Source organism: Candidatus Villigracilis sp. (assembly GCF_057083605.1).
This window is the reverse complement of record NZ_JBXMTI010000032.1, coordinates 1-25,546: the sequence shown is the minus strand read 5'-3', so window position 1 is coordinate 25,546 and position 25,546 is coordinate 1. Positions and strand designations below refer to the sequence as shown.

Here is a 25,546-nt window from a genome sequence, read left to right as displayed (position 1 = left end):
TATCAGGTTTCGAGAGTGCAAAATGACCAGGAAGCCTGGATGGAAGCGGCGTAATGTGCTGCTTGGACTGAAGAGCTGGTGAGGGGACTATCAAGCCACCGCCGTTAATCCTTACAGGGACAATATTTGCAAACTGTTGTGCAGCAGATTTAGACTGGAGGCAAAGTGATGAAGAAACGAATTATTCTATTCTTGGGAGTAGGGTTCCTTTTAGGTATTGGATTCGCCGCCTTTTACCTAAAATCGGATAGTTCCCGAAAGATTACATTTGAAGAATGCGAAAAGGCTGGCGGTGTGGCCTGGCTGGTGGACCTAAATCACCCGGATATTTGTCCATCTTGCGCTGAATATCAGCAATGCCAAACAGAGTACAACGACTTTCAAGAAGTTTGTCCCGAGTGCTATGGAGCTTGCCAGGAATGCCAGGATCAATATTCTTCGAACGTATCCTGTCCTGAATGCTATGGCCCGTGTCAGGCCTGCCAAAATAAGTATCTCAATGATTTTGAAAGCGAAGAAGAGCGCTATAAACTCTGCCCTGAATGCAAAGCTTGTGATGTTTGTGAAGAAGATATAGAGACTAAAAAATTAAGTTGCCCTCCGTGTGTTTCCTGTAATACATGCAGGGAGGAAAACAAAAGATATACAGATATACGCGACGTTTGTCCTCAGATCATTCCGTGTACCGAGTGCCTGAACAACAATTTTCCCTTCCCCGATACCTGCCCGGATGGCAGAGAGAAAATCGGAGAGATTTCAGATGCGGCCATCTGGTTTCAGTGCTGCAAATAAGAATCCACCTGATGACATCATACGAAAAATTTTGAAAGTCAAGATGATAATTTAATCAAAACATTGGTATAGTGGGGATGAGAGATTAAATACTAAAGGAGATAAGCCAATGGAACCCATACAAGATAAACAAACCGTAACACCTGACGGAGAATCCATACAGCAAGTACCGTTTGGGGTGACCTTTCATGATGTGCCTACGCAAGTGGACGATCGCGGAGAAGTCTGCGAGCTTTTCGATCCCCGCTGGGGATGGACGAATGACCCACTGGTCTTTGCCTATTGTTTTACGGTTCGGCCCGGGATCATAAAAGGTTGGGGCATTCACAAGAAACATGAAGACCGCTACTTCATCCTTTTCGGGGATATGGAAGTGGTGTTATACGATGTCCGCCCCGATTCGCCTACAAATGGACTCGTATCCAAGATCGTGCTTTCAGAACGGCGACGGCGGTTAATGAACATACCGGCCGGGATCTGGCATGCGGATCGTAATATTGGCAGCAAGGACGTTGTAGCCGTTAATTTCCCGACCATTCAATATGATCATGCCAATCCAGATAAGTATCGCCTGCCAGTGGATACGGATCAAATCCCTCATAAGTTTGAGAATCCACGCGGCGGATAAATTTGAACACGGAGCCAGGTTTGCAGAACCACCCATTGGTCAGTGTTTTACTTCCAACCCATAATCGGGCGGATGTATTGCCGTTCGCAATTCAATCTGTACTAGCCCAAACTGTTCAGGATTTTGAACTGCTGATCGTCGGCGATGGGTGCACAGACAACACAGCAGATGCCGTTCAGGGCTTTGTCGATTCCAGAATCCGCTGGTTTGACTTGCCCAAAGCCCCAGGTTTTGGTTACGCAAACCGCAATATAGCTTTGAAGTCTGCTGGCGGCGAATACATCGCTTTCATGGCGCATGATGATTTATGGATGTCGGATCATTTGGAGTTGCTGCTTCCAGCATTCAAAGATAAGAATATTGAGATCGCCTACAGCCGTCCGCTTTGGGTAATCCCATTTGGGATGATTGTACCTGGCACATTTAACCTTGAATTTTCTCCTATGCTCGAAGCCTTTCTGAATAAGAAACGGAATGAGATTCCAGCAGGATGTGTTATTCATCGGCGTGAATGTTTTGCCAAATATGGATATTGGGATGATACACTGCCCAGCGCCGCTGATTGGGATATGTGGGTAAGAATTATTAAAGGCGGCGGAGAAAAGAATTTTGCTTATGTCAGCACCCCCACCTGCCTGCATTTCAAGGCCAATTGGCATGATGACTCGTATGATGCAGCGTTTGAGTTCCAACTCTGGAGACGTTTATTTGCAACAGAAGGCCTGATGCCTGAATCCTTGAGAGTCCCTGTGGCGGATGGAATAACTGAACAGGGTTCTGTTTGGAAGGTGATGTGCGCAGATTTGCAAGAATGGAACAGGAAGCTGCGAGCGGCAATTCAACTGGTGTTGGATGTGCGCGTGTCACATGCCAACAAATTGACTGAGTTCTTGCTCACTCATTATCAGAAAGAGGATGGGAGTCAACTAGTTTATTCACCCTCCGGTATAGACACTTCAAAATTAATTGGAACTTTGGATAATCTTGCAGAAATAACTGAAAAAACCAGACGCCTTCAGGCTGAATTGAATTTGATAAAGAATACGCTGACTTGGAGAACCCATGAATATATTATGAATATAAGGATTATTCGCAGGCTATATCTTACGCTAATTGGTTTTCTCAGACGTTATCGCGCTGATGATAAATAAAGTCATCTACCTGTAATGAGTTGTCAAATAATAAAGAGACTGCCAAAAACAGTCTCTTTTTGTTTCCATCAACTGATTAATTTTTTTACTGATAACTGCTCGCTGCTCACTGACCCTCTTTCCCCTCTTTTCTCGCTCTCAACCATCCATTCAGACTATATTTCACGATCCGCTCATTGCCTTCGAATAATTTCTTCAAATTGGGGCGCAGTGCCCAGATGAGCAATATCTCTGCGCCAACGCCATACCAGACGTAAGCCCAGGGAAGGACTCCCTGCGCGGCCAGAATAGCGAAAATGATAATCGCGAATACTGCCACTGCCATGGTTGTAATGGAAGCAATGCCGATTGAGAAGAAGGTCAACATACCGAGCGGAAGAATGATCAAGATCGACTGCCACCAAAGCCCCATGGCGCCGCCAACGGATGGTGCTCCGCCCGCACCACCGCGCAAACGTATGAGCTTTCCGTTTTCATCGCGCTCAGCTAAAAAGATCGAATGGTTATGCCCAAGGATCGCGGCGAGTGGAGCGAGCACATGCACCCATTCTGCAGGTGTGATCCATTTCGCCACCCATACGGCTCCCGCGCCTTTCAATATATCCAGCATGGCAGTTGCAAACCCCGCCCAAAACCCTGCGGCGCGCATGGCATTCGTTCCGCCAGTCCTGCCGCTTTCCACCTCGCGAATATCTTTTCCTGTTTTTAGTTTAACGATCAACAATCCAAATGGGATCGAGCCAAACACGTAAGCCAACAAGATAACCGCAAGGTCTATTACAGTTTGCATCAAAACTCCTCCAGTGGAATTATGTCATTGCGAGGGCGCCTTTGATCTTGCCCGAAGCAATCCCTAACATTAGTATGAGATTGCTTCGTCGGGAAAAGCACCCTCCTCGCAATGACGAAACATAGTGATAAAAACACAGAATATCAAATAAGGTTGCTTACAAGACCTGCAAGGTCAATTCGCGAAAACTGCCTTTTTCGATCCAATAGCCGTGGGCGGGCCACTCATTCCCCACGCGAGCAAGGATGACATGCACAACTGCATAGGCGGCCTCTGAGACGTCAGCGGGCGAAACAGTTTCAGGTCCAGTTGGATGCGAGTGGAAGATGCCGAGCAAGTCCATTCCATTGGAGTCGATCCACTCAAAGGCGCGTAACTGCTCGATGGGATCCATCACGTATCGTACCGGACTTTGAGCCTGATTCTGCACGAACAAAATTTTCTCCACTTTTGAATCGCGCCCTGCCAAAAGCCCGCATGATTCCAATGGCGCATGTGAATCGACATAGGCGATCATTTTTTGAAGTTGTTCTTTTGTAAGTGTTAGGGATTGCATTGCTATAAAAAGATAGCAGACACCCAGGCCAGCCCCACGATGATGGCAGGGCCAAGCACTGCGCGGCGCAAGGGAATATTTTCTGCAAGGCTCATGGACAACACCGTCAGCGCATAGAGCGGACCTGTAAGTGTGAGACCGAATTGAATGGGGGTGAGCGGCCAGTAATGCAAGCCTGCGCTGATTTGTGCGCAAACAATGCCAATGCCGATGGCCCAGGGAAAATCCCAACGGTCTGTGCCATCAAGGTGAAGAATGCGAAGACTGATCAGCATCGCCACAATAAAAATAGATGGAACCAGCACGAACATTCGTGCCCCTGAATAACGGACAAAGGTGGCAAGGATCAGAAATAAGGCATACGCCAGTGCCGTGAGTCCTGCGCGTGCAAGAGCATAGGCAGGCGCAGATGGGGTAATGGTGGTGTATTCAGCCATAATAACGGATACGAGCAAACCCGCGCCAAATGCAAACCCAGCCCACCATGCCAGGCCATCCGGCAGGAGTGAAAGCGGCAGGCCGATCACAAAAGTTGTGATGGTGGGCAGCATGAGGTGCTCAAAATTTGTTTTTTTCTGAAGTGCAGGGTGAGTATGGGTCAGCCAGTCCATGCCTGTAGCGGTCAGCGCGGCGGCCAGAATGGTCATGAATGTGGCGATGGTGAGGGGAAAGGCAAAATAGAAACCGGGCAGTGAAAGGGTGAGGGTGAGACGGGGTGATTGGACGAGCTTTGTCAATGCAAAAGCCAGCAATATAGATGCGATCAAAACGCCGATACGGTCTGCAGATGGCAGGTGAGAACGGTTATCTTGCATGAAAAGATTGTACCTGCGCGTGCGCATGAACGCAAGCAGGGGTATGGTAGAATCAATCGGTTATGGAAGTTTCACGAATAGAAAATCTCCCCCCTCCGCCGGGCATTATCAGCTCCATCAAAGCAGGCTTCGATACAATCGCTGCTCATATTACAGCGATCCTGTTGCCGCTTATCTTGAACCTATTCATGTGGCTTGGTCCGCGCCTGCAAATGAACGCCCTGTTTGACTCGATCAAGAATGAGGTGGTGGGTATCTGGCGAAGGGGCGGCGTATCTGCACAGGATATTCAAGCTGTGCTGGATTGGTACGAGCGCACGATTCCACACATTAACCTGTTTTGGCTTCTGCGTACGCTTCCCATCGGGATCTCGAGCCTGCTTCTGCCCCAAGAGGCATCCACCACACCTTTAGGACATCCTGCCATTTTGCAGGTCAGTGCCCTGAGCTTTCCCGCCTGGATCTTCATGCTTACTCTGCTCGGCTGGGTCGGCGGCGGACTTTACTTCCGCAATGTGGCATGGGTATCAGTGCCGAACAAAGAGGAAAGTGGGATCGCCACTTCCGGTGCCATCCTGCAGACCATTCTTATTTCCATCTTTTGTGGAATCTTTATCATGGCAATTGGTTTGCCCCTTTCCCTGGTCTTGTTTTTGGTGATCCAGTTAAATGCGTTTTTGGCGAATTTGTTTGTGTTGTTTTTGAGCCTTGGTTCCATGTGGGTGATCGTGCCCTTGTTCTTCTGGCCGCACGGAGTTTTCGTTAAAAAGCAGAATGTCATCACGTCCATCATAAGCAGCATTCAATTGACTCGCTTCACACTCCCCACGAGCAGTATGTTCGTGCTGACTGTTTTCCTGCTTTCATATGGTTTGAATTATTTGTGGAATATTCCCCCTGAGAATTCGTGGGTGACCCTGGTCGGCATCTTCGGCCACTCGTTTGTCACAACTGCTTTGCTGGCTGGCAGTTTCATTTATTATCGCGATATGAATACCTGGCTGCAAAGCGTGATCGAAAAATTACGCACGAACAATGCGGTCAAACAGGCTTAACTGAAAGAATCAATCGTCGGAGGTTGTTATGGCTGTAAAAGAGAAGAAAATAAATTACGATGTAAGTTCCATCCAGGCCCTTGAAGGGATCGAGCATGTGCGTAAACGCCCAGGCATGTATGTGGGCGGTACGGATATTAAAGCTTTACATCACCTGGTCTATGAAGTTGTTGATAATGCAATTGATGAAGCGCTTGCAGGCTACTGCACTGCCATCAATATCACCATCCACGCCGATAGCAGTGTGACGGTTGAAGATAATGGCCGTGGTATCCCAGTCGGCCCGCATCCTTCCAAGAAGGATGCTAAGGGACATCCCATGGAAACTGTGGATGTGGTCATGACGGTGATTGGCGCAGGCGGCAAGTTCGGCGGCGGCGGTTACAAGGTCTCCGGCGGTTTGCATGGCGTTGGTATCAGTGCGGTGAATGCTCTCTCTGAGTGGGTGGTGACCGAGGTCAAACGCGATGGCAAGTTATGGCGTCAGGAATACAAGCGCGGTGTGCCTCAAGGCGCTATTAAACAAGTTGGCAAAGCCAAAGATGAATCTGGCACCAAGCAGACCTTTAGATTTGACAAGCAGATTTTCACTGAAGACATTGATTATCGTTTCGATACCCTGGTTCAACGCTTCCGTGAAATGGCTTTCGTTACGCGCGGTGTTACGATCCAATTTGTCGATGAACGCGCTGAACGTGAAATGTCCTTCTACTTTGAAGGCGGAATCACTTCATTTGTGCGCTACCTGAATCGCAACCGCGAGAATTTACACTCGGTCATGCATGTTGAAAAAGAGATAGAAAACATTGGTATAGAGGCTGCGATCCAATATACAGATGCCTATACTGAATCGGTCTATTCTTTTGCGAATACGATCAATACAATTGATGGTGGCACACATCTGACGGGTCTGCGTTCATCGCTGACCCGCGTGATCAATGATTATGCGCGCAAGAATGGGTTGCTCAAAGATGCCGACCCCAACTTCTCCGGTGACGACACCCGCGAGGGCCTGACTGCCATTGTTTCCGTTAAACATCCCGACCCGCAATTTGAATCACAGACAAAAGTCAAGTTGATGAACCCCGAAGTGCAGACTTACGTCACACAGGTGGTGGGGGAGGCCTTTGGCACTTTCCTTGAGGAGAATCCGCAAGCAGCGAAGGCAATCATTTCTAAATGCCTCACCTCTGCTAGGGCGCGTGATGCGGCTCGTAAGGCTCGCGATCTTGTCATCCGCAAATCGGCACTTGAGTCGCTCACTCTGCCCGGCAAGTTGGCTGATTGTTCGGAACGTGATTCAAATAAAACTGAGTTGTACATCGTTGAAGGTGACTCGGCAGGCGGCTCAGCCAAGCAGGGACGTGACCGTCATTTCCAAGCCATTCTGCCGTTGCGCGGTAAGATCCTGAATACAGAGCGTGCCCGCCTCGATAAAATTCTTGGCAACAACGAAGTCAAGTCGTTGATCTCCGCGCTCGGCACAGGTATCGGCGATAACTTTGATCTTGAGGGCCTACGCTATGGACGCATCATCATTATGACCGATGCTGATGTGGATGGAAGTCATATCCGCACTTTGCTGCTGACCTTCTTCTTCCGCTATATGCCACAATTGATTGAAGATGGCCATCTTTATATTGCCCAACCACCGCTTTACCGTATTGCCCATAAAAACCAGGTCAAGTATGTGTACAGCGATAAGGAAAAAGATAAGGTTGTGAAAGAACTTGGTGAGAAGGCGGGCTTACAGCGTTACAAAGGTCTGGGTGAAATGAACCCAGAGCAGTTGTGGGAAACGACCATGAACCCAATTAACCGCACTTTGCTCCAGGTGGCTGTAGAAGATGCCGCCGAGGCTGACCGCACATTTGACATGCTCATGGGCGATGCCGTAGACCCGCGCAAGAAATTTATCCAAACTCATGCGAAGAGCGTGAGAAACCTGGATATATAGTCAATAATTTTTCCAGTCTGAGAGACTGCGGGGATCCCGTGGTCTCTCTCTTTTTAACCTTGCTTCTTTGTCATGAAAGTACCATACACTGACGAAGGGGTTGTAGTGTAAAATCTTGATATTATGATGGCACAAGGCATTTCGCGCACCTCACAGCTTGGCTTTCAACGTTATGGCTCGCTGGTCAATCAGATCCTGCAATGGATTGTTTTCGCGTATCAAGCGATTGCAGTAGTGGTCTTTTTGATCGGCTTGTTCTTGGCGAACCGCTGGTTTCAACAGCCGTTCCTTGGGGCGTTCTACGAACACACGATGGTCTTCAACGGCACGGGCCCGGAGCAGGCTGACCCTGCATGGGCTTTATATAATGAAGTTAAAGTTGGCGATCAGTTGGTTGCTGTCAACGATATAGCGGTTGATAGTTCAGCGGATGTTCGTGATATTTTGCAGGGACGTTTCCCCGGAGAGGCCATCACAGCAACAGTGCTTTCAACCAGCGGGGAAGAAAATATCTTCGAGATCACTTTATATGCTTTCCCTTCCTACAGCCGAACGATCTATTTTATTGTGCCTTCCATATTAGGCGCTCTATTCCTGGCCGTTAGTTTGTGGATCTTTGGTTTCCGCCGCAACGAAACAGCCGGGCGTGCTTTTTCTTTATTCACCTCCTCACTTGCCATTATCACAGGCGTTTATTTCAACCTGATCACTACTCACGAATTCACATTCCTATGGACTCTGGCTTGCGGACTGGTTAGTGGAGCATTGATCACACTGGCGCTTGTTTTCCCCATTGAACCACGTGTTATTTTCAATCGTCCCTACCTGCGTTGGAGCGGAATTTTCGTCGGGCTGATCCTCGCTGCAAACTCCTTTACTACACTTTTTGATTTTAACCAGCCGACCGCTTACATTCGCAGTTGGCAATATATTTATGGTTTTATTGCCGTTAGCATATTGTTTTACATTTCCATGAATCTCTATCACGCGGTGTATGCACAGTCGCCGGTGGTCAAGACCCAGGCGCGCGCGATTCTTGTTGGCACGCTTTTTGCTTTTGTCCCTTTAAGCATCTGGCTGGTTGTTAGCTTTATGAGGCCGATCAATTTTTCGCCATATTTGTTTCTGCCGCTTGCCTTATTCCCACTGGTGATCGGCTACACCATTTTGCGTTTCCGCTTCCTGCGCACCGACGATATTGTGCGGCGCGGGTTCATGTATGTTCTGCTCACTGTAGTGGTAATGCTTGGATACGCCCTGACCGTTACGGGCGCGGGCTTCTTTGCCAGTGATTACATGCCTCCAAACAATGCCTATTTGATCGGCGGTTATATCTTTTTGATCGCAATTGTGTTGGAACCGCTTCGTACCCGTCTGCAGAATACTGTAGATACGATCTTCTTCCGCGGTGAGCGTGCCTTTGCAGAACAATTGGAAGGTTTCTCCCACCGGCTTACCATGGCCTTGGATCTCAACTCGATTGGTGCGATCCTGCGCGAACAGATCGCCTCAACCCTGACCCCGAGCCGGATCCACGTTTACACATATGATGCACTCAACGACTTTTTCGCTGCTCTCCCCGCTGCCGACCGCCGCCCCACAAGCGATATCCGTTTTACCGCCACAAGCCCATTCGTGCGTTACTTTGAAACGGAACGTTTGCCATTGTATCTGGATAATACCGCTGTGCTGCCTGAAGCTCTGCAATCTGAACAATCACGCCTGGCATTGCTCGGTGCGCGTTTGTTTATCGTTTTGCCTGGCAAGGAGCGCCCCAATGGATGGCTGGCTTTGGGAGCCCGCTTATCCGGTCAACCGTACACACCTCGTGACTTGAGATTCCTCGAAAACATTTGTGACCAGGCATCCATCGCCATCGAGCGAGTGCAGACGGTGGCACATCTTGAGCGCCGAATTTTGGAAATGAATGCGCTTACCCGCGTCTCTCAGGGCGTGAACGTGACCCTGACCTTCGATGATGTACTCGAACTGATCTCCGCCCAAACAGCGCAGATCATCCCCACTTCGCATTTTCACATTACTCTCTACAATAAGGATAGTGACTATTACTATTACGCTTTCTGCGTTGAGAATAATGAACGGATTCAAGAGCGTGAGAATCTGCCTTTTTCGTTGAATACAGGCCTCGGCCCGGAAGTGATCCGTAAGAGTCGCCCGATCATCACACAGGATTACGTCCGTGAATGTCAGGCGCGCAGCCATACCCCGGCGTTGGAAAATGTCTTTGCCTGGATGGGTGTGCCGCTTAATGCAGGTGCTGAGACCATTGGATCATTGGGTGTGGGCAGCCGTGACGGCGCGATCACTTATACACGCGGCCAGCTTGAACTTTTGCAGGCTATTGCAGATCAGACCGCGGGCGCTATTGTAAAAGCGCGCCTGCTGGAAGAGACACAACAGCGTGCCCACCAGCTTTCCACGTTGAATGAGATCACGCGTCAATTAACATCCACGCTTGAGTTGGGCCCCTTATTGCAGAACATCCTTGAAAATGCTGTGGGAATTTTGAATTGTGAAGCCGGCAGTTTGTTCCTAGTGGATGATCAAACCGGCGAGCTTGTTTTCAGGGTCACAGTTGGGCCCGTAGCCTCGAACCTGATCGGCCAGCGTTTACCGGCGGGGACGGGCATCGTTGGGCGCGCAGTGCAGACACGCGGCCCGGTCATCGAAAACGAAGACCAGCATTCGGCGAGTAGATTCAAAGGTGTTGACCAGCAGACAGGATTTGTCAGCCGTTCATTGATGGCCGTGCCTCTTCAGGTAAAAGACCATGTCACAGGTGTGATCGAAGTCATCAACCGCCGTGATGGTCTTCCATTTGTACAAGATGACCAGACCCTGCTGACCGCTTTTGCAGGGCAGGCCGCGGTTGCGATTGAAAATGCGCGCCTCTATACACTCACCGACCAGGAACTCGCAGTTCGTGTGGAAGAACTCTCAGTCATGCAGCGTATTGACCGTGAATTGAATGCCAGCCTTGAAATGGACCGCGCCATGCGCATTACATTGGATTGGGCCTTAAGACAATCTGGCGCTGAAGCGGGTTTGATCGGCATGTTGGAAGACGAAAAATTGCGCGTCATGTCTCATCAAGGGTTTGATGAGCAGATGGAAAACCTTCCTGACGAAACGATGAAGGTTGAATTGCCTGCCATGGCCCTCGCAGTGGAAACGGGTCAACCGCAGCAAATGGCTGTTGTCGCTTCAAAGGACAAACTGCTGATCAACTCACATTCTCAGATGGTGATCCCAATTCGTCGTGAAACGACTGTGATCGGCCTGTTGTATTTGGAAAGCAAGAACGACTCACAAGTGGATATTGATTTCCTCACCCGTCTTACAGATCATGCCGCCATCGCTATTTCCAACGCACAATTGTATGGTGAAGTTCAACGCGCAAATCTTGCCAAGAGTGATTTCGTCTCGTTTGTGGCGCATGAATTAAAGAACCCAATGACCTCCATCAAAGGTTACACTGAGTTGTTGGCTGGCGGCGCGGTGGGACAGATCAATGAAATGCAGACTAATTTCCTGCACACCATTAAATCAAATGTGGAGCGCATGTCCACTTTGGTCTCTGACCTTAACGATAATTCCAAGATCGAGGCTGGCCGTTTGAGGCTCGAATATAAAGCCACCAGTGCCGCGGATCTGGTGGACGAAGTCGTTCGTACCATCAAACGCCAGATCGAAGAGAAGAAACAAATCCTCGAAATTGTGATACCCCAAGACCTGCCTCCCATGTGGGCAGACCGCATCCGCGTTGGGCAGGTGCTTACCAATCTTCTTAGCAACGCATACAAATACACACCTGAAAGCGGAACACTTCAAGTGGGGGTGGAGGAGGCTGCAAACCAATGGGATCCCGATGGCGCTCCTCGTGTCATCCACTTGTGGGTCAAGGATGATGGTATCGGTATGAGTATGGAAGATCAACAAAAAATGTTCCAGAAATTCTTCCGTTCAGATGACCCCAAAGCGCGTGAAGCACCGGGCACAGGTTTGGGTTTGAATATCACCAAGAGTCTGGTTGAAATGCAGGGCGGACGTATCTGGTTTGAGAGTGTTTATCGTGCTGGCACAACTTTCCATTTCACGATTCCAGTGGCTGAAGAGTAGCGAGGCGAAATGACATTGGCTGCATCCGTAGGATATGCACAGGCGCTGGATGGGCGTGAAGCCGGTTTACAAGCTGCGCATCAGGCCCTGAACCGTTTGGGCGCAACTGCACCGGTCCTAGCCATGGTGGTTGCCTCTCATCAATATCAACCGCGTGAAGTATTAAATGGAGTTTCCAGTTTGTTGGGTGATACTCCCTTGATCGGTTTTAGTTCCCCTGCGGGGCTCACAACCTCGGGGTATCATCCACATTCTGTGGTGGTGGCTTTGCTGGGTGGTGACTTTCAAGCAGATACTCTCTGGCTGCCGGGTTATGCACAGTCCGGGCGTGAAACAGCCTCAAAGATCGAGGAACATGCGTCGGCACGGGTCGAGCGTCAATCCATCCTTTTCTTTGCAGATGGATTTAATGGCGATGCCGAACAATTTTGCGGTGCAATCTCATCCTTATTGAATATCACCGGCGGGCTTTCGAGTGGTGATTTGCACACAGGCAATACGTATCAAATGACCGGGAGTCAAAGTGGCGCCGGCGGAATGGTGGCGGCTTTCCTGCGAGGCAACTTGAAAACAGGAGTAGGCTCCGATCATGGCTGGGACCCGGTGGGGAGTCAATTCCGAGTCACGCGCGCGCGCGGCTTTTGGCTGCGCACATTGGATGGTCGCCCTGCCTCCGAAACTTATGCGGGTCTCTTTGGTTATCCAGCCCGTGATTGGGCGTTCCCACCTTTAAATTATCTTGCGCGTTTATATCCCCTCGGCATTGAGCAGGGTGATGATTTGGTTGTGCGCGCACCTATCCGCGTGGAGGCTGATGGCAGTTTCCGAATGAACGCCACCATCCGTGATGGCATTGATGCTTATTTGTTGGTTGGAAGCCGCGCTGCTTGTGAAAGCGCCGCGAGGCACGCCACTCAACAGGCCCTCTTGCAACTTGGCGATACGAAACCCGTCTTTGCCCTCGTGTTGGTGGATGTTGCCTGGCAAATGCTACTCAAAGCCCAGCCCGGGGCCGAGATCGCCGCTGTGCAGGAAATTTTAGGAGAAAATATTCCAATCGCTGGCGGTTATACCTTGGGGCAGGTCACCTCTTCCGATGGAGTGGCGCCGAAGTTCCTAAATCAGCACATTGTGGTTATCGTTTTCGGCGAATCAGAAGAGAAATAGACAGGTTTTGATCGAAAAGCCCGGCAAACACCGGGCTTTTTTCTTTAAGTCGGCCTACCTTTCAAGACGGTAAAGCCCGTTTCCTTTGAATTATTGTATACTGCCTCCAACAAATGAGGCCGGGCATGATAGAAAAAAAGACTACCCCAAGAAAAGTAACGAAACGAACAAAATCTGAGCAGGATATTCAGGCAGGCGACCAGAGCATCGCTGTCAACGGTTCTGTGACGGATAGCGCCATCATCCACGGGCAGACGATTGTCCTGGCAGATCGCTTCTGGCGGGACCTCAAACCTGCCATGCCAGCCGAAAAGCTTCGGGAGGCCACTGCGGCCTATCTCGGCTACCTGACGGATCGCCATTATTACCTCAGCCTGAAAGGCATGGGTGTATCAGACCGCGTTCCGCTAAAGTTAAAACTGCTTGATCTGTACGTGCCGCTCAAGGCGCGTATGGAATTACCCGAAGGCGATACATGGAAGCGTGACATCAGCCTGGCCGGGCGCGACATTACTAACCCTGAGCAGGAGTTATTGCATTTTGGAGAACCTGTCCCGCTTTTGGATATTATGCAAAAACATTCAGGCGTGATCGTGCTGGGTGACCCGGGTGCAGGCAAAACCACCTTTGTAAAATATCTGGCACTCCGCCTTGCGCGTGGGGAAGGTGGGCAAATCGGGCTAGCCGATTTCCTGCCCATTCTGCTTCCGCTGGCTGCTTTTGCCAATGCGCTTCAAACACGAGATATTCGCCTCGATGATTTCATTGCTGAATATTTTGACGGCATCGGCGCAGACCTGCCCGTTGGCCCGATGTTAAGAGAGGCGCTTAAAGCGGGGCGTGCATTGATCCTGCTGGATGGGCTGGATGAAGTCCGCGATATTAATATGCGCAATACAGTGGTGGAACGTGTGGTGGATTTCTTCGCGTTTCATCGCCGCGTGGGCAATAAATTTGTTCTGACCAGCCGTGTGATCGGTTATCGCGCAGTCCGCCCGTCTGCTGAAGGTTTGGCTGAATGCACCATCGTTGATTTTGAAGAAGACGAGATCGAGGAGTTTGTTGGCCATTGGACAAACGCGCTTGAGAAGCAAGCCCAGGGGAATACCGCAGTTGCCCGCGCCGATGCAGATACAGACCGCCGTGAGTTGCTGGATGCCATTCAGCAAAATCCCGGTGTGCGCCAGTTGGCTTCCACGCCTTTGTTGCTTACCATTCTTGCGTTGATGAAGAGGCAGGGTGTCACTCTGCCTGAACGTCGCGTGCAGCTCTATGATCAATATGTGAACACATTGCTTTCCACGTGGAATCGCGCTCGCAGCCTCAGCGGGCGTGCACCGGGCCGCGATATAGACGAGATTCAAACTGTGCGCATTCTTGCACCGCTTGCATTATGGATGCATAAGATCAGCCCCGGTGTTGGCCTGGTGGGGCGTGAGGATATGCGCCGCAAACTGGAGGAGCTTTTTCATGAACGTGGTGATGTATCGCCTCATCAGGCCGCGCGGCAATTTCTGACCGATGTGCATGACCATGCCGCCATTCTGCTTGAACGCGGCCCGGGTGAATACGGCTTCATTCACTTAACTTTTGAAGAATATCTTGCAGCGGTTGCGCTTGCATTAAAAGGCCAGGGTGATTCTGCCCCAATCATTGAAACACTATCAGAGCATGTGGGGGAGCAGGCCTGGCGTGAAGTAACACTGCTTACCATCGGGTATCTAGGCATTCGGCAGCAATTGCCAAAGGTTGCAGGTGAAGTAGTTGAGGCATTGGTTGACAATAAGCCCGGGCCTCCCGGTGAGGCTGTGGTGTTGGCAGGTGATGCTGTATTAGATACATGGCCCGGCGGAGTTCCTTTACAAAGCAAGGAACATGTAACACAAGCATTGGTTACTACCATGCAGGCTGGCAGCATCCGCCCTGAGATCAGGAGACATGCAGGCCTTTTACTTGGAAGGCTTGGGTGGCGGCCCGGAGACCTGGATCGGTTTGTAGAAGTGCCTGCTGGTGGGTATCAGGCTGGGGTTAAGAAAGAAGCGAGAGAGATTCCATATCTATATTTCATGGGGAAGTATCCGGTCACCAACATCCAGTTTGCGCGCTTTGTGAAAGAAGACGGTTATCAATGCCGTGAATATTGGAGTAGTGAAGGTTGGGAATGGCGTACAGGGAAATATGATTCACGTACACTCGAAGGTGTATCACGCGACTGGCTGGAGCATCGTCCGCCTGCAAAACGAAATGTGCCGTATTACTGGCATAGCATTGAATTGAGTAACCCAATTGTGCCGGCTGTAGGTGTGAGCTGGTTTGAAGCCGAAGCCTATTGCAATTGGCTTTCCAAAAAGATCGTAGCTGTGCCTGAGGGGTATACCATTCGCTTGCCACGCGATAATGAATGGGAACGCGCTTCGCGAGGCGAACACGGACGTGAGTATCCATGGGGTGAGGGCTTTGATAAGACCGCCGCAAACACATGGGATAGTGAAGCAACAGGTTCGGGGCTGGGCGGTACCACAGCTGTTTGTACATTTCCGCAGGGCGTCAGCCCAACAGAGGCCTGGGATATGAGCGGCAATGTTTGGGAGTGGACTGGAACATGGTATGATGACGACGAAAAATATCGCATCGTCCGCGGCGGTTCGTGGATCGGCTATCAATGGTTTGCGCGTTCGTCATTTTGCAACTGGTCGATCCCATTGATGTTCAATGATGACCTTGGCTTTCGCGTGGTCATCGCACCTAAAGATGAATAGGAGGAAGTATGACTGGAAGAAAGAAGAAGGATAGTATCAGCGCCGGCAACGGCAGTATTGTGATTGGCGGCAACGTAGATCGGAGCAATATTGTTTCGGGAAACCACAATGTTGTTTCCCATCAGAGCGTCAATCTTGCTCCACTTTTTCAAAGCATCTACAAGGAGGTTGATTCAAAAACGAATCTTCAACCCGATCAGAAGAGCGATGTAAAAGCGGAGTTGCAGGAGATTCAAACTGCGCTCGAAGAACCAAAGCCTGATGAAACTTTTCTTGAGCGGCGCTTCCGCAGCCTCAAACGCATGGCCCCCGAAATTGTGGAGGTCGCACTTGAAACCTTGAAAAATCCCATCGGCGGCGTGGTGGAAGTCATCAAACGTATCTCCAAAAAAATGGCGGAAGAACCAACTACATAAAATAGTACAATGGACTGGCGGAAACTCTCCGCCAGTTTTTTGTTAAGTTTCTCGGAGTCCAAAGTCTCCTGACTTTGGTACTTCAACGACAGGAGACTTTGGACTCCGCTTAAGTCGTTGAAAGGAAGAAGATGAAAAAAATATTCCTAATACTGACAATATTGACTCTCGCAGCCTGTTCCGCTCCAATAGATGAACCTCCGCCTCCCACCGCCCTGCCTTCTGCTACCCCCCAACCAACCTTGATCGCCTCCCCAACCTTCACTCCCATCCCCTTGCTGACGCAGACTCCTGTTCCAACACTTATCCCAAGCACTGTCGTTGGGCAATCTCCTACATCTACAAGCGCAGTTTCTTTTTGTAATGATCCACGCGCCACTGAACTGATCAAATCCCTGCGGAATGCAGTCCAGGCAAAGGATGGGCCATTGCTTGCATCACTTGTCTCGCCAGCCGCTGGAATGGATGTGCGCTACTACCGCGATGGCAATGTCATCAATTACGATATCGAACATGCACCCTTTGTCTTTGAAACCACTTATCAGGCAGATTGGGGCCTGTCCTTTGGGAGCGGTGAACCTACCATCGGTGCTTTCAAGGATATTATCGTGCCGTCCTTAGAAGAGGTCTTTACACCCAATGCTGTGATTGTTTGCAATCAACTGAAAGTCGGCGGCGCGACCTACGTTCCCGAATGGCCCTATCCAAATATGAACTTTTACTCGGTCCATTTCCCTGGCACAGATCAATACGGCGGACTGGACTGGCAGACCTGGGCCGTAGGGATGTCGCCAGTCGAAGGCAAGCTTTATATCACCGCACTCGCTCACTACGTTTGGGAGCCGTAAACCTCTGGAGTCAGGCAGCTTGCTGCCTGACTTTCTCACTTTAGATACTTGCACGCTCCAGAATTCAAATCGTAATTCATTGAACATCTTCTTTCCTCTTTCTTAATTTCTTCCTGAAAAGAAATTAAGAAAGAGGATTTTTTATAAGGTAAGAATCATCCAGCCGTGTTATTCTATAAATATATTATTGCAAAAAGTTGCAATAAGGAGAACCATGGCTTCTGTTAGTGATTACGCCCCTGAACTCCGTTCGCGCGGTTATCGAATGACGTCGCAGCGGATGGCTATCCTGCACGTCCTGTATCATTCTGGGAAACATCTTTCCCCAACCGAAATCTACGAGCGGGCACGTGCGGATTTGCCCAGGCTGACCGAAACCACCGTCTACCGTACGCTGGATTTCCTGGCTCAAAATGGTTTCGCCCGTCCTGCTCACATGGGCAGCGGGCATCTTGTTTACGAGATTGCCGGCCATGAACATCATCATTTGAAATGCCGCATCTGTGGCAACGAAATGGAAGTTCAACATTCCCTCCTGAAGACCATGTATCAGAAAATAGAGTCAGCCAGCGGCTATAAATTGACCGAGAGCCATTTAACGTTTATTGGTCTATGCCCGGATTGTCAAAAAGGATCTTAACATGCGCTTTTCACCCGCTCCACTACACATCCCTGATGGTTTTCTTAGTATCCTGATCTCGATCATTTGCTGGGGCATAACGATCATCACTCTCAGTTTTGCCATTTCCAAAACGAATAAAGCGCTTGGTGAAAAACAAGTACCGCTGATGGGCGTGATGGCGGCCTTTATCTTTGCCGCGCAGATGATCAACTTTCCTGTGGCGGGTGGCACGTCGGGACATTTATTGGGCGGCGCGCTGGCGGCCATTGTGCTTGGCCCCTGGGCAGGGATGCTGGTCATGACAGCCGTTGTGGCTGTGCAAGCCTTGCTTTTTCAGGACGGGGGATTGCTTGTAATGGGCGCTAACATTCTCAACATGGGTTTGGTCACCGCTGCAATTGGTTATGGACTCTATCGTGCTGTAGCTAATCGATCTAAAGTAATCAGGCTTTCTGTGGCTGGTGTTGCCGCATGGTTGTCTGTGATGGCGGGCGCATTGTTCACTGCGATGCAACTTTGGTTGAGCGGTACTTCTCAATTGGGCATTGTCATCCCTGCCATGCTGGGCGTCCACTTATTGATTGGGTTGGGCGAAGCGTTTATCACAGTTGCAGCCCTTTCCTTTATTTTACAAACCCGCCCCGATTTGCTCGGTGAAGGTTCCGAATCCTCCAAAGGTTCGCGTGGGTGGGTGGCAGTTGGTGGAATTATTTCACTCGCGGTTGTATTCCTTTCCCCATTTGCATCTACAGACCCTGACGGCTTAAATCGTGTTGCCACCGACCTTGGTTTTATCGATACCGCCCAAACTGGTAATGGAGCTCTGGCAGGTTACACAATCCCCTTCCTTGCAGATATATCTCTCTCCAAGATCGTTGCTGGGGCAGTCGGCCTGCTCGTGGTTGGCGCGATCATTATGCTGGTTGGCCGTGGTATGAAAGCCAAATCTTAAATCGCCATGCATTTCAACGCCTTTGACCATTATCACGAAAAAGAAAGTTTCCTTCACCGCCTTGACCCGCGTGTGAAGGTCCTGGTGACTGTTATTTATATTATTTCAAATGCCCTGCTGCCTGATGCTACATGGATGGCCTTTATTTCTGCGTGGATATTTGTGATCGTCGCCAACCTGCTTTCACAGTTGGGCATTGGCTATACATTCAAGCGCTCGATCATTGCCCTGCCATTTGCGTTGATCGCAATCACAGTTTTGTTTTCCATTCCTGGCAATCCAATTTCCACATTCCGAGTTTTGATGTGGGACTTTACCATAACAGATGCAGGACTTCTGCGCTTTGTGAGTATTTTGATCCGCTCATGGCTTTCGGTGCAAATGGCGATATTGCTTGTATCGGTCACACGCTTCCCGGACCTGATCCACGCGCTGGAGCATTTGCGAGTCCCTGCCATTCTTACCACGATCATTGCATTCCTCTATCGTTATCTCTTCGTGCTGACGGATGAAACCCTGCGCCTGATTCGGGCAAGGGAATCTCGTTCGGCTGCCTCAGCAGGCAACAGGTCCGGTGGAGGCGTTTTGTGGCGGGCCAAAGTGGCGGGCAATATGGCGGGTCAACTTTTTTTGCGAAGCTATGAACGCAGTGACCGTATCTACAATGCGATGATGTCGCGCGGTTATACGGGTCATCTTTATACATTGAATCCGCATGAGATGAAATCCAGGGATTATTTTGTCACTGCTTTTGTGATTGCGGTCATCTTTGCTGTTCAACTTATCGGAAGGTTATGATGCCAGTTACCCACGTTAGAAATATTTTTGAGATGCCCGAATGTGACGGCGATGTATTGTGTGTGAAGGATCTGCATTTCTCTTATCCCGATGGTCATGCTGCATTGCATGGTGTATCGCTTAAGTTATGCAGTGGCGATAAGGTTGCGTTGGTGGGGCCAAACGGCGCGGGCAAATCAACTTTGATGCTGCACCTGAATGGGATCTTGGGCGGGCATGGCGAAATTGAAATTGCTGGCAAACGCCTCATGCATGACAATTTGCCTGCCATCCGCGCAATGGTCGGACTCGTATTCCAGAATCCAGACGACCAACTTTTTTCACCCACTGTGTTTGAGGATGTTGCATTTGGTCCGCTTCACATGGGGCTGCCTGAAGAGGAAGTGCGTGCCCGTGTGGCTGCCGCCTTAGACGCTGTGAGGATGACGGGGTATGGTGATCGTTTGTCGCATCACTTGAGCGTTGGCGAAAAGAAACGTATTGCAATCGCAACCACGCTTTCAATGAAACCAAGCTTGTTGATTTTGGATGAACCCTCTGCCGGGCTTGATCCGCGGGCGCGCAGGACATTAATTAATTTGCTGCGCGAGTTACCCATCACGATGTTGGTCTCCACACATGATATGAGATTGGTGCAGGAATTATTCCCGCGCACTGTCGTCATGGACGAAGGAAAAATTGTTGCGGATGGACCGACGCAGGAAATTTTGGACAATGAAGAATTGTTGACCGCACATGGGTTGGAGAAGCCGTAATGCGAAGCCTGTCTCGCGAGAGGCGGACTTCTTGTTGCAACAAAGTTGTGACTTATATAACCTTGCATTTTTGAAAGCTTGAAGACTATAATGTTCTAAATGAACTTGTCTAAGCGGACTGACAAGTTCCCAAACCTTATCTTAGGGAGGGTCGAACTCCCGGGGAGAGCATCATGTTCACAACAAGCCAGAAAAATGTAAGTATGCGAATTATCCTTGTATTGGGATTATTCGCGGGAGTTCTTGGAATCACTCCTGCACAGGCGAGTGCACAAGTAGTTGCGGGAACCAATGCTGAAGCGAAAATCCTAAATGAAAGCAGCGGGGACACGAAGATTGATAGTGAGCACAAAAACGCATCTTATCTAAATCAAATTGATTGTGAACCCAATAGCGGTTGGATGTGGACGAATGGTCCATCTGAACCTGATATTGCAACTCAAGCCCTGCAGAAAATGAGCCAAAGAGGAATAGATGCAATCGTTGAGGCAAGAGGCTACGGTGAAACAGATAGTTGCGGTACATACAGCCATCACGGAATAGACTTTACGATTAATTTATTGGATACAGAATCTACAAGGGGTTTCTCTCAACAAGCTATCGCCGAACACGTTCTTCCGATATTACTTGAATTGGGCAAGCCAAACCTTGGCAATATCAAACTTTTCTCAGCGCAAGGTGAACGGATCTCCGTAAACCGAGGTGACGAAACACCTACTGTTCAAGCATTGGAGGCAGAGCCTTTGCTTGCGGATGCCATAACAAAGCAGGTGTATGTGATCGTATACGATCCATTGCTAAGCAACGGACAGAAGTTAAGTGAATACATGAATTGGAATGATCATGCAGTTATTACGCAGCAGACAATTGATTTCTTTGCTCAATATTCGAATAACAAGGTAAATTATACAGTTGTCGATACGGCCATTGTCACCAGTGGGTGGCCCGAACTAATAGACGGCTTCTCTTATACGGAATCAGAATTCCTTGCGGTCTGGGCCAATCCCAGTCTGCATCACGAGCCAACCGGGGTTAACTATAATAAGATCGTCAATGCTCCCGAGTTCGATATCTGCGGCAAATTGAATCGCGGTGAAATTGATGAAGTTTGGGTTTATAACGGTCCCTGGTTTGGCTTTTACGAATCTACTCTTGTGGGCCCTGGCGCGTATTCAATGAATTCCAATCCTGTGGGGGGAGCGCATAATTGTAATAAGCTGCTTCCAATCATGGGGCCAAGTGTTGAGAGAACCGTGTACGAAGCTGCTCATAATTTCACCCATCGAACCGAAGATACGATGAAAAAGGTCTACGGTAGCTGGCAGCAAAATAACACATCCCACAGTTGGAATAAATTCGGATTGGTCAAAGCACAATCCCCCAGTTATTCATATAGTGGCTGTGGCAGTTCACACTACCCTCCAAACGGTGTCACTGATTATGACTATGGTAATTCATCCACAGTGTCATCGAATTGTGATGATTTCGCGAATTATCCAAACCTGGGCGATCCTCTTCAGGTATCGCAACCCGTCAACTGTTCAGCCTGGGGTTGTTTGGGACTCAACTACCATGGATACTGGTTTGAGCATTTTCCATCTTTCTCCGGCTGTGGCCCCGACAATGTTGCCAATGACTGGTGGAAATATATTACGAATCCCGGTATTGCTTTGTATCCATCCAATGCTTGCCAATTGGACATGCGTTTGATCTCCGGTAATGCTGGTACTGGTAACGTGACCATGAGCTATATGGATGGCACTCCCAAGACCGTAACAACTGATGGTTATGGGAATTACTTCTTGATGGTATCGAATCATTGGTCGGGAATGGTCACCCCCTCAAAAGCAGGTTACACATTCAACCCTTCTAACAAGGACTATGCTGATGTGCAGAGTGACCAGTATGTTCAAAACTACACACCGCAAGCAATAGGTAACCCCGGTTTTTATGTGAACATTGCCAGCGGAGATAACAGCAATTCATGCGCAACTGCTTCTGACCCCTGCCGTAACATCCAGGAAGCCATAAATAAAGCAAGTGCGGGAGATATCGTTTATGTGGCAAGTGGAACATACTTATTTTCGACCAACGGAACTCCTAATGTTGTGATCATTAATAAAAACCTCACACTTTCGGGCGGGTGGAACTCTGATTTCACATCGCAGAACAGTGCATCCACGATTGACGGGGCAAATGTCAATAATGGGATTCTAGCAATTTCAGGGACCGTGGTTGTGGAAAATTTCGTTATTAAGAATTCGAGGTCATCCAACAGCGGCGCAATCTACATAGTTAATGGCAACTTCACACTTAACAGGAGTACGCTAAGGAACAATATCGCGACCAGTAATGGTGCGGGAATATTTCTGGATAATGGCGCCCTTAGCGTTATCAACAGCACTATCAGCGGAAATAGTGCGAATAGCTCCGGGGGCGGAATTTATGCCTCAAATAATAGTAGCGCCTCTGTGACCGTTCAAAATTCCACTATTGCCTATAATAGCGCATCCACGGGCGGTGGCATTAGCCGAACCAATGGAATATACAGTATCACCAACACGATTATTGCAAATAATTTAGGCTCGGCATCCAACCCGGATTGCAATGGCACAATTGCCACGGCAAATTTCAATATCATTGAAAATCCATCGGGTTGCTCAATTACAAATGGAAGCAACAATCTTAATACTGACCCTCAAGTTGACAACAGCCTAACAGGGGATATGTCAGTGCACATGCTCTTGGCGGGCAGTCCCGCCATCAACGCAGGCACTGCATCTGGATGCCCATCCACTGATCAGCAGGGTTTGGCACGCCCGCAAGGCAGCAGTTGTGACATTGGTTCAATTGAACATGTTGGCGATCCCGGCGATACGACTGCGCCAACGGTTGTAACAATTACCCGCACCAATGCCAGCCCTACCGATGCAAACAATGTAGACTTCACTGTCACCTTCTCTGAATCGGTGACGGGAGTCGATTCAACCGATTTTATTTTGACAACTAGCGGCGTTTCTGGCGCCAACGTCAGTGGAGTCAGCGGCTCGGGCGACGTCTACACTGTTACTGTTGACACCGGCAGTGGCAGCGGCACCATTCGCCTCGATCTAGTAGATGATGATTCGATCATCGACGCAGCATCCAATCCGTTGGGTGGAACAGGCCCTGCAAACGGAGATTTCACGTCAGGTGAAGTCTACACGGTGATAATCATTACCACTCTTAACCTAAATTCCATTGCCGCTAATGATGGTTGGGTGTTGGAATCAAACGAAACCAGCAACACGGGCGGAACGCTGAACGCCACGACAAACACCTTCAATCTTGGTGATGATAAGGCCAACAAGCAATATATAGGTATTCTGCATTTTGATACATCCAGTTTGCTGGATACAGCCGTCATTACATCTATTACACTCAGAATTCAGAAGCAGGGCCTGTCAGGAACAGATCCATTTACTACACATGGTGGTCTGCTGGTGGATATTCAAAAGCCATACTTCGGTACGACAGCCGGGTTGGTCACTAGCGATTTCCAGGTAACTCCCGGCCAGGCCGCGGTATCCACGTTTGCCCTTCCGCCTGTTGGCAACTGGTATAGCGCTTTTATGGATAGTGCAGCGTATGCCTACCTCAACCTGACCGGGACAACACAATTCCGCTTGCGCTTTACGCTTGATGACAACAATGATCGGGGCGCGGATTACATCAAATTTTATAGTGGGAATGCAGCAGCGGCAAATCGCCCACAGTTGATAATTCAATACTATATTCCGTAACTCCCCAATTAATACAAAAAGCGCCTCCAAAATCGGAGGCGCTTTTTGTATACCAATTACAAATTGCTTTTATGCTCCCGCAGCCTTCTTCAAGGCTTCGGCTTTATCTGTACGTTCCCATGGGAATTCAATATCATCACGGCCAAAGTGACCGTAAGCGGCGGTCTTGCGATAGATTGGGCGGCGCAGGTCAAAGTCACGGATGATCGCGCCTGGGCGCAAGTCAAAATATTCGCTGACGAGGGTGGAGATTTTTTCATCTGCAATTTTGGCAGTGCCGAAGGTTTCAACGTTAACTGACAGTGGGTGAGCCACACCAATTGCATATGCAACCTGTACTTCCACACGGTCAGCCAGGCCAGCAGCAACGATATTCTTAGCAACATGGCGTGCGGCATATGCAGCAGAGCGATCCACCTTTGTGGGGTCCTTCCCGGAGAACGCGCCGCCACCATGACGTCCCATACCGCCGTAAGTATCCACAATGATCTTACGTCCGGTCACGCCTGCATCACCCATGGGGCCGCCGATAACGAAACGGCCTGTGGGGTTCACAAATATCTTCAGATTTTTATCAACCAAACCCTCTGGCAAAGTTGGGTAAATAATATGCTCGCTGATTTGCTCAACGATCTCAGCGTGAGAAATATCAGGTGCGTGCTGGGTGGAAATAAGAACTGTATCAATGCGCTTGGGCCTGCCTTGAGAATATTCCACCGTTACCTGGCTCTTACCATCCGGGCGAAGCCAGGGAAGAGTGCCGTCATTGCGAAGCTCACTCAAGCGGCGGGATAACTTATGAGCCATAAAAATGGGCATGGGCATCAAGGTGGCTGTTTCGTTGCAAGCAAATCCGAACATCATGCCCTGATCGCCAGCGCCTACGTGTTCGATGCCCACATCTTTCATCTCACCGCTCTTATCTTCGAGTGCATGATCCACACCCAATGCAATATCCGCACTTTGGCTGGCGACTGCTGAAAGTACAGCACAAGTATTACCGTCAAAGCCCTTGTCACTGCTATCGTAGCCGATCTCGTTGACCACTTTGCGAACGAGTTCATCAAAGTTGACATAAGCGTTTGTGGTAATTTCACCCAACAAAGCCACGAAGCCGGTCTTGACCGCCGTTTCACAAGCTACGCGAGACATGGGGTCTTGTTCAAGGCAGGCATCCAATACTGCATCCGAGATTTGATCGCAGATCTTATCGGGATGTCCCTCTGTCACCGATTCTGATGTGAACATCAGGCTGGGTGAAGACATAAAAGTATTACTCATTTGTTTTGTTTCTCCTTAAGAAAATAAAATTGCCCTTCAGCACGTGAAAGGGCAATTTTGCAGGATGCGTATCTACCCTCTCATCTCCCAGAAAATAGTTCTGTCGGATTTGGCACCGTGGGTTAGTTGTGTAGTTCTGTAGTTTATGGTTTCGTAGTTCTGTAATTTTTCAACTACCTAACTATTCAACTGCTAAACTATCTAACTACCTAAACTAAAATCGGTTGTCGAGGCATCGCAGGGCCGTTCCCTCCGCCTCTCTGGATAAGAGCGCCGTATTGG

The 25,546-nt window shown here is 49.3% G+C and carries 19 protein-coding genes and 1 riboswitch; of the genes, 15 read left to right on the top strand and 4 right to left on the bottom strand.

The features are described 5' to 3' along the window. Positions 1–168: 168 nt before the first annotated feature. From AC14M5_RS05000 to AC14M5_RS04990, 3 genes are all read left to right on the top strand, one after another. Complete coding sequence (locus AC14M5_RS05000) at positions 169–792, top strand: hypothetical protein (RefSeq protein ID WP_484028540.1); 624 nt, start codon at positions 169–171, stop codon at positions 790–792. A gap of 109 nt (positions 793–901) precedes the next feature. Beyond that, entirely contained in the window at positions 902–1,420 is a 519-nt protein-coding gene (locus tag AC14M5_RS04995) for a polysaccharide biosynthesis C-terminal domain-containing protein (protein WP_484028539.1), read from the top strand. Between the two features lie 20 nt (positions 1,421–1,440). Further along, positions 1,441–2,571 (top strand): glycosyltransferase family 2 protein, encoded by a 1,131-nt coding sequence (locus tag AC14M5_RS04990; RefSeq protein ID WP_484028538.1) that lies wholly within the window; start codon positions 1,441–1,443, stop codon positions 2,569–2,571. A gap of 106 nt (positions 2,572–2,677) precedes the next feature. Here AC14M5_RS04990 and AC14M5_RS04985 read toward each other — a convergent pair whose 3' ends face one another. The 3 genes from AC14M5_RS04985 to AC14M5_RS04975 form a co-directional block, all read right to left on the bottom strand. After that, positions 2,678–3,361: a glycerol-3-phosphate acyltransferase gene (locus AC14M5_RS04985; RefSeq protein ID WP_484028537.1), complete on the bottom strand. Its 684-nt coding sequence runs from the start codon at positions 3,359–3,361 to the stop codon at positions 2,678–2,680. A 157-nt stretch (positions 3,362–3,518) separates the two neighbouring features. Continuing rightward, a complete protein-coding gene (locus AC14M5_RS04980; RefSeq protein ID WP_484028536.1) occupies positions 3,519–3,917 on the bottom strand; it encodes a M67 family metallopeptidase in 399 nt (132 codons plus the stop codon). Between the two features lie 2 nt (positions 3,918–3,919). Continuing rightward, complete coding sequence (locus AC14M5_RS04975; RefSeq protein WP_484028535.1) at positions 3,920–4,732, bottom strand: DUF5656 family protein; 813 nt, start codon at positions 4,730–4,732, stop codon at positions 3,920–3,922. Between the two features lie 62 nt (positions 4,733–4,794). Here AC14M5_RS04975 and AC14M5_RS04970 point away from each other — a divergent pair, with 62 nt between their 5' ends. The 12 genes from AC14M5_RS04970 to AC14M5_RS04915 all read left to right on the top strand — a co-directional run bounded on the left by AC14M5_RS04970 (position 4,795) and on the right by AC14M5_RS04915 (position 23,983). Then, complete coding sequence (locus tag AC14M5_RS04970) at positions 4,795–5,787, top strand: hypothetical protein (protein WP_484028534.1); 993 nt, start codon at positions 4,795–4,797, stop codon at positions 5,785–5,787. 28 nt (positions 5,788–5,815) lie between these two features. After that, on the top strand, positions 5,816–7,744 hold the full coding sequence (gyrB, locus tag AC14M5_RS04965) for a DNA topoisomerase (ATP-hydrolyzing) subunit B (protein ID WP_484028533.1): 1,929 nt from the start codon (positions 5,816–5,818) through the stop codon (positions 7,742–7,744). 126 nt (positions 7,745–7,870) lie between these two features. After that, positions 7,871–11,884: a GAF domain-containing protein gene (locus AC14M5_RS04960; protein WP_484028532.1), complete on the top strand. Its 4,014-nt coding sequence runs from the start codon at positions 7,871–7,873 to the stop codon at positions 11,882–11,884. A gap of 15 nt (positions 11,885–11,899) precedes the next feature. Further along, entirely contained in the window at positions 11,900–13,051 is a 1,152-nt protein-coding gene (locus tag AC14M5_RS04955; protein ID WP_484028531.1) for an FIST signal transduction protein, read from the top strand. A gap of 125 nt (positions 13,052–13,176) precedes the next feature. Continuing rightward, complete coding sequence (locus AC14M5_RS04950; protein WP_484028530.1) at positions 13,177–15,810, top strand: NACHT domain-containing protein; 2,634 nt, start codon at positions 13,177–13,179, stop codon at positions 15,808–15,810. Positions 15,811–15,818: 8 nt separating this feature from the next. After that, positions 15,819–16,226, top strand: a complete 408-nt coding sequence (locus AC14M5_RS04945) for a hypothetical protein (RefSeq protein WP_484028529.1) — start codon at positions 15,819–15,821, stop codon at positions 16,224–16,226. 131 nt (positions 16,227–16,357) lie between these two features. Then, on the top strand, positions 16,358–17,074 hold the full coding sequence (locus AC14M5_RS04940) for a hypothetical protein (RefSeq protein WP_484028528.1): 717 nt from the start codon (positions 16,358–16,360) through the stop codon (positions 17,072–17,074). A gap of 214 nt (positions 17,075–17,288) precedes the next feature. Next, positions 17,289–17,714, top strand: coding sequence for a Fur family transcriptional regulator (locus AC14M5_RS04935; RefSeq protein ID WP_484028527.1), 426 nt, complete (start codon positions 17,289–17,291; stop codon positions 17,712–17,714). Between the two features lies 1 nt (position 17,715). After that, positions 17,716–18,648: an energy-coupling factor ABC transporter permease gene (locus AC14M5_RS04930; RefSeq protein ID WP_484028526.1), complete on the top strand. Its 933-nt coding sequence runs from the start codon at positions 17,716–17,718 to the stop codon at positions 18,646–18,648. Positions 18,649–18,654: 6 nt separating this feature from the next. After that, positions 18,655–19,446 (top strand): cobalt ECF transporter T component CbiQ, encoded by a 792-nt coding sequence (cbiQ, locus tag AC14M5_RS04925; protein WP_484028525.1) that lies wholly within the window; start codon positions 18,655–18,657, stop codon positions 19,444–19,446. Next, complete coding sequence (locus AC14M5_RS04920) at positions 19,443–20,201, top strand: energy-coupling factor ABC transporter ATP-binding protein (protein ID WP_484028524.1); 759 nt, start codon at positions 19,443–19,445, stop codon at positions 20,199–20,201. Before cbiQ ends, AC14M5_RS04920 begins: the two co-directional genes overlap by 4 nt. 173 nt (positions 20,202–20,374) lie before the next feature. Beyond that, a complete protein-coding gene (locus tag AC14M5_RS04915) occupies positions 20,375–23,983 on the top strand; it encodes a choice-of-anchor Q domain-containing protein (RefSeq protein ID WP_484028523.1) in 3,609 nt (1,202 codons plus the stop codon). 69 nt (positions 23,984–24,052) lie between these two features. Here AC14M5_RS04915 and metK read toward each other — a convergent pair whose 3' ends face one another. Further along, positions 24,053–25,264 carry a methionine adenosyltransferase gene (gene metK, locus AC14M5_RS04910; protein ID WP_484028522.1) on the bottom strand — a complete coding sequence of 404 codons (1,212 nt, stop codon included), beginning with the start codon at positions 25,262–25,264 and terminating at the stop codon, positions 24,053–24,055. A 77-nt stretch (positions 25,265–25,341) separates the two neighbouring features. Next, positions 25,342–25,535, bottom strand: a riboswitch (SAM riboswitch). Between the last annotated feature and the right edge of the window lie 11 nt (positions 25,536–25,546).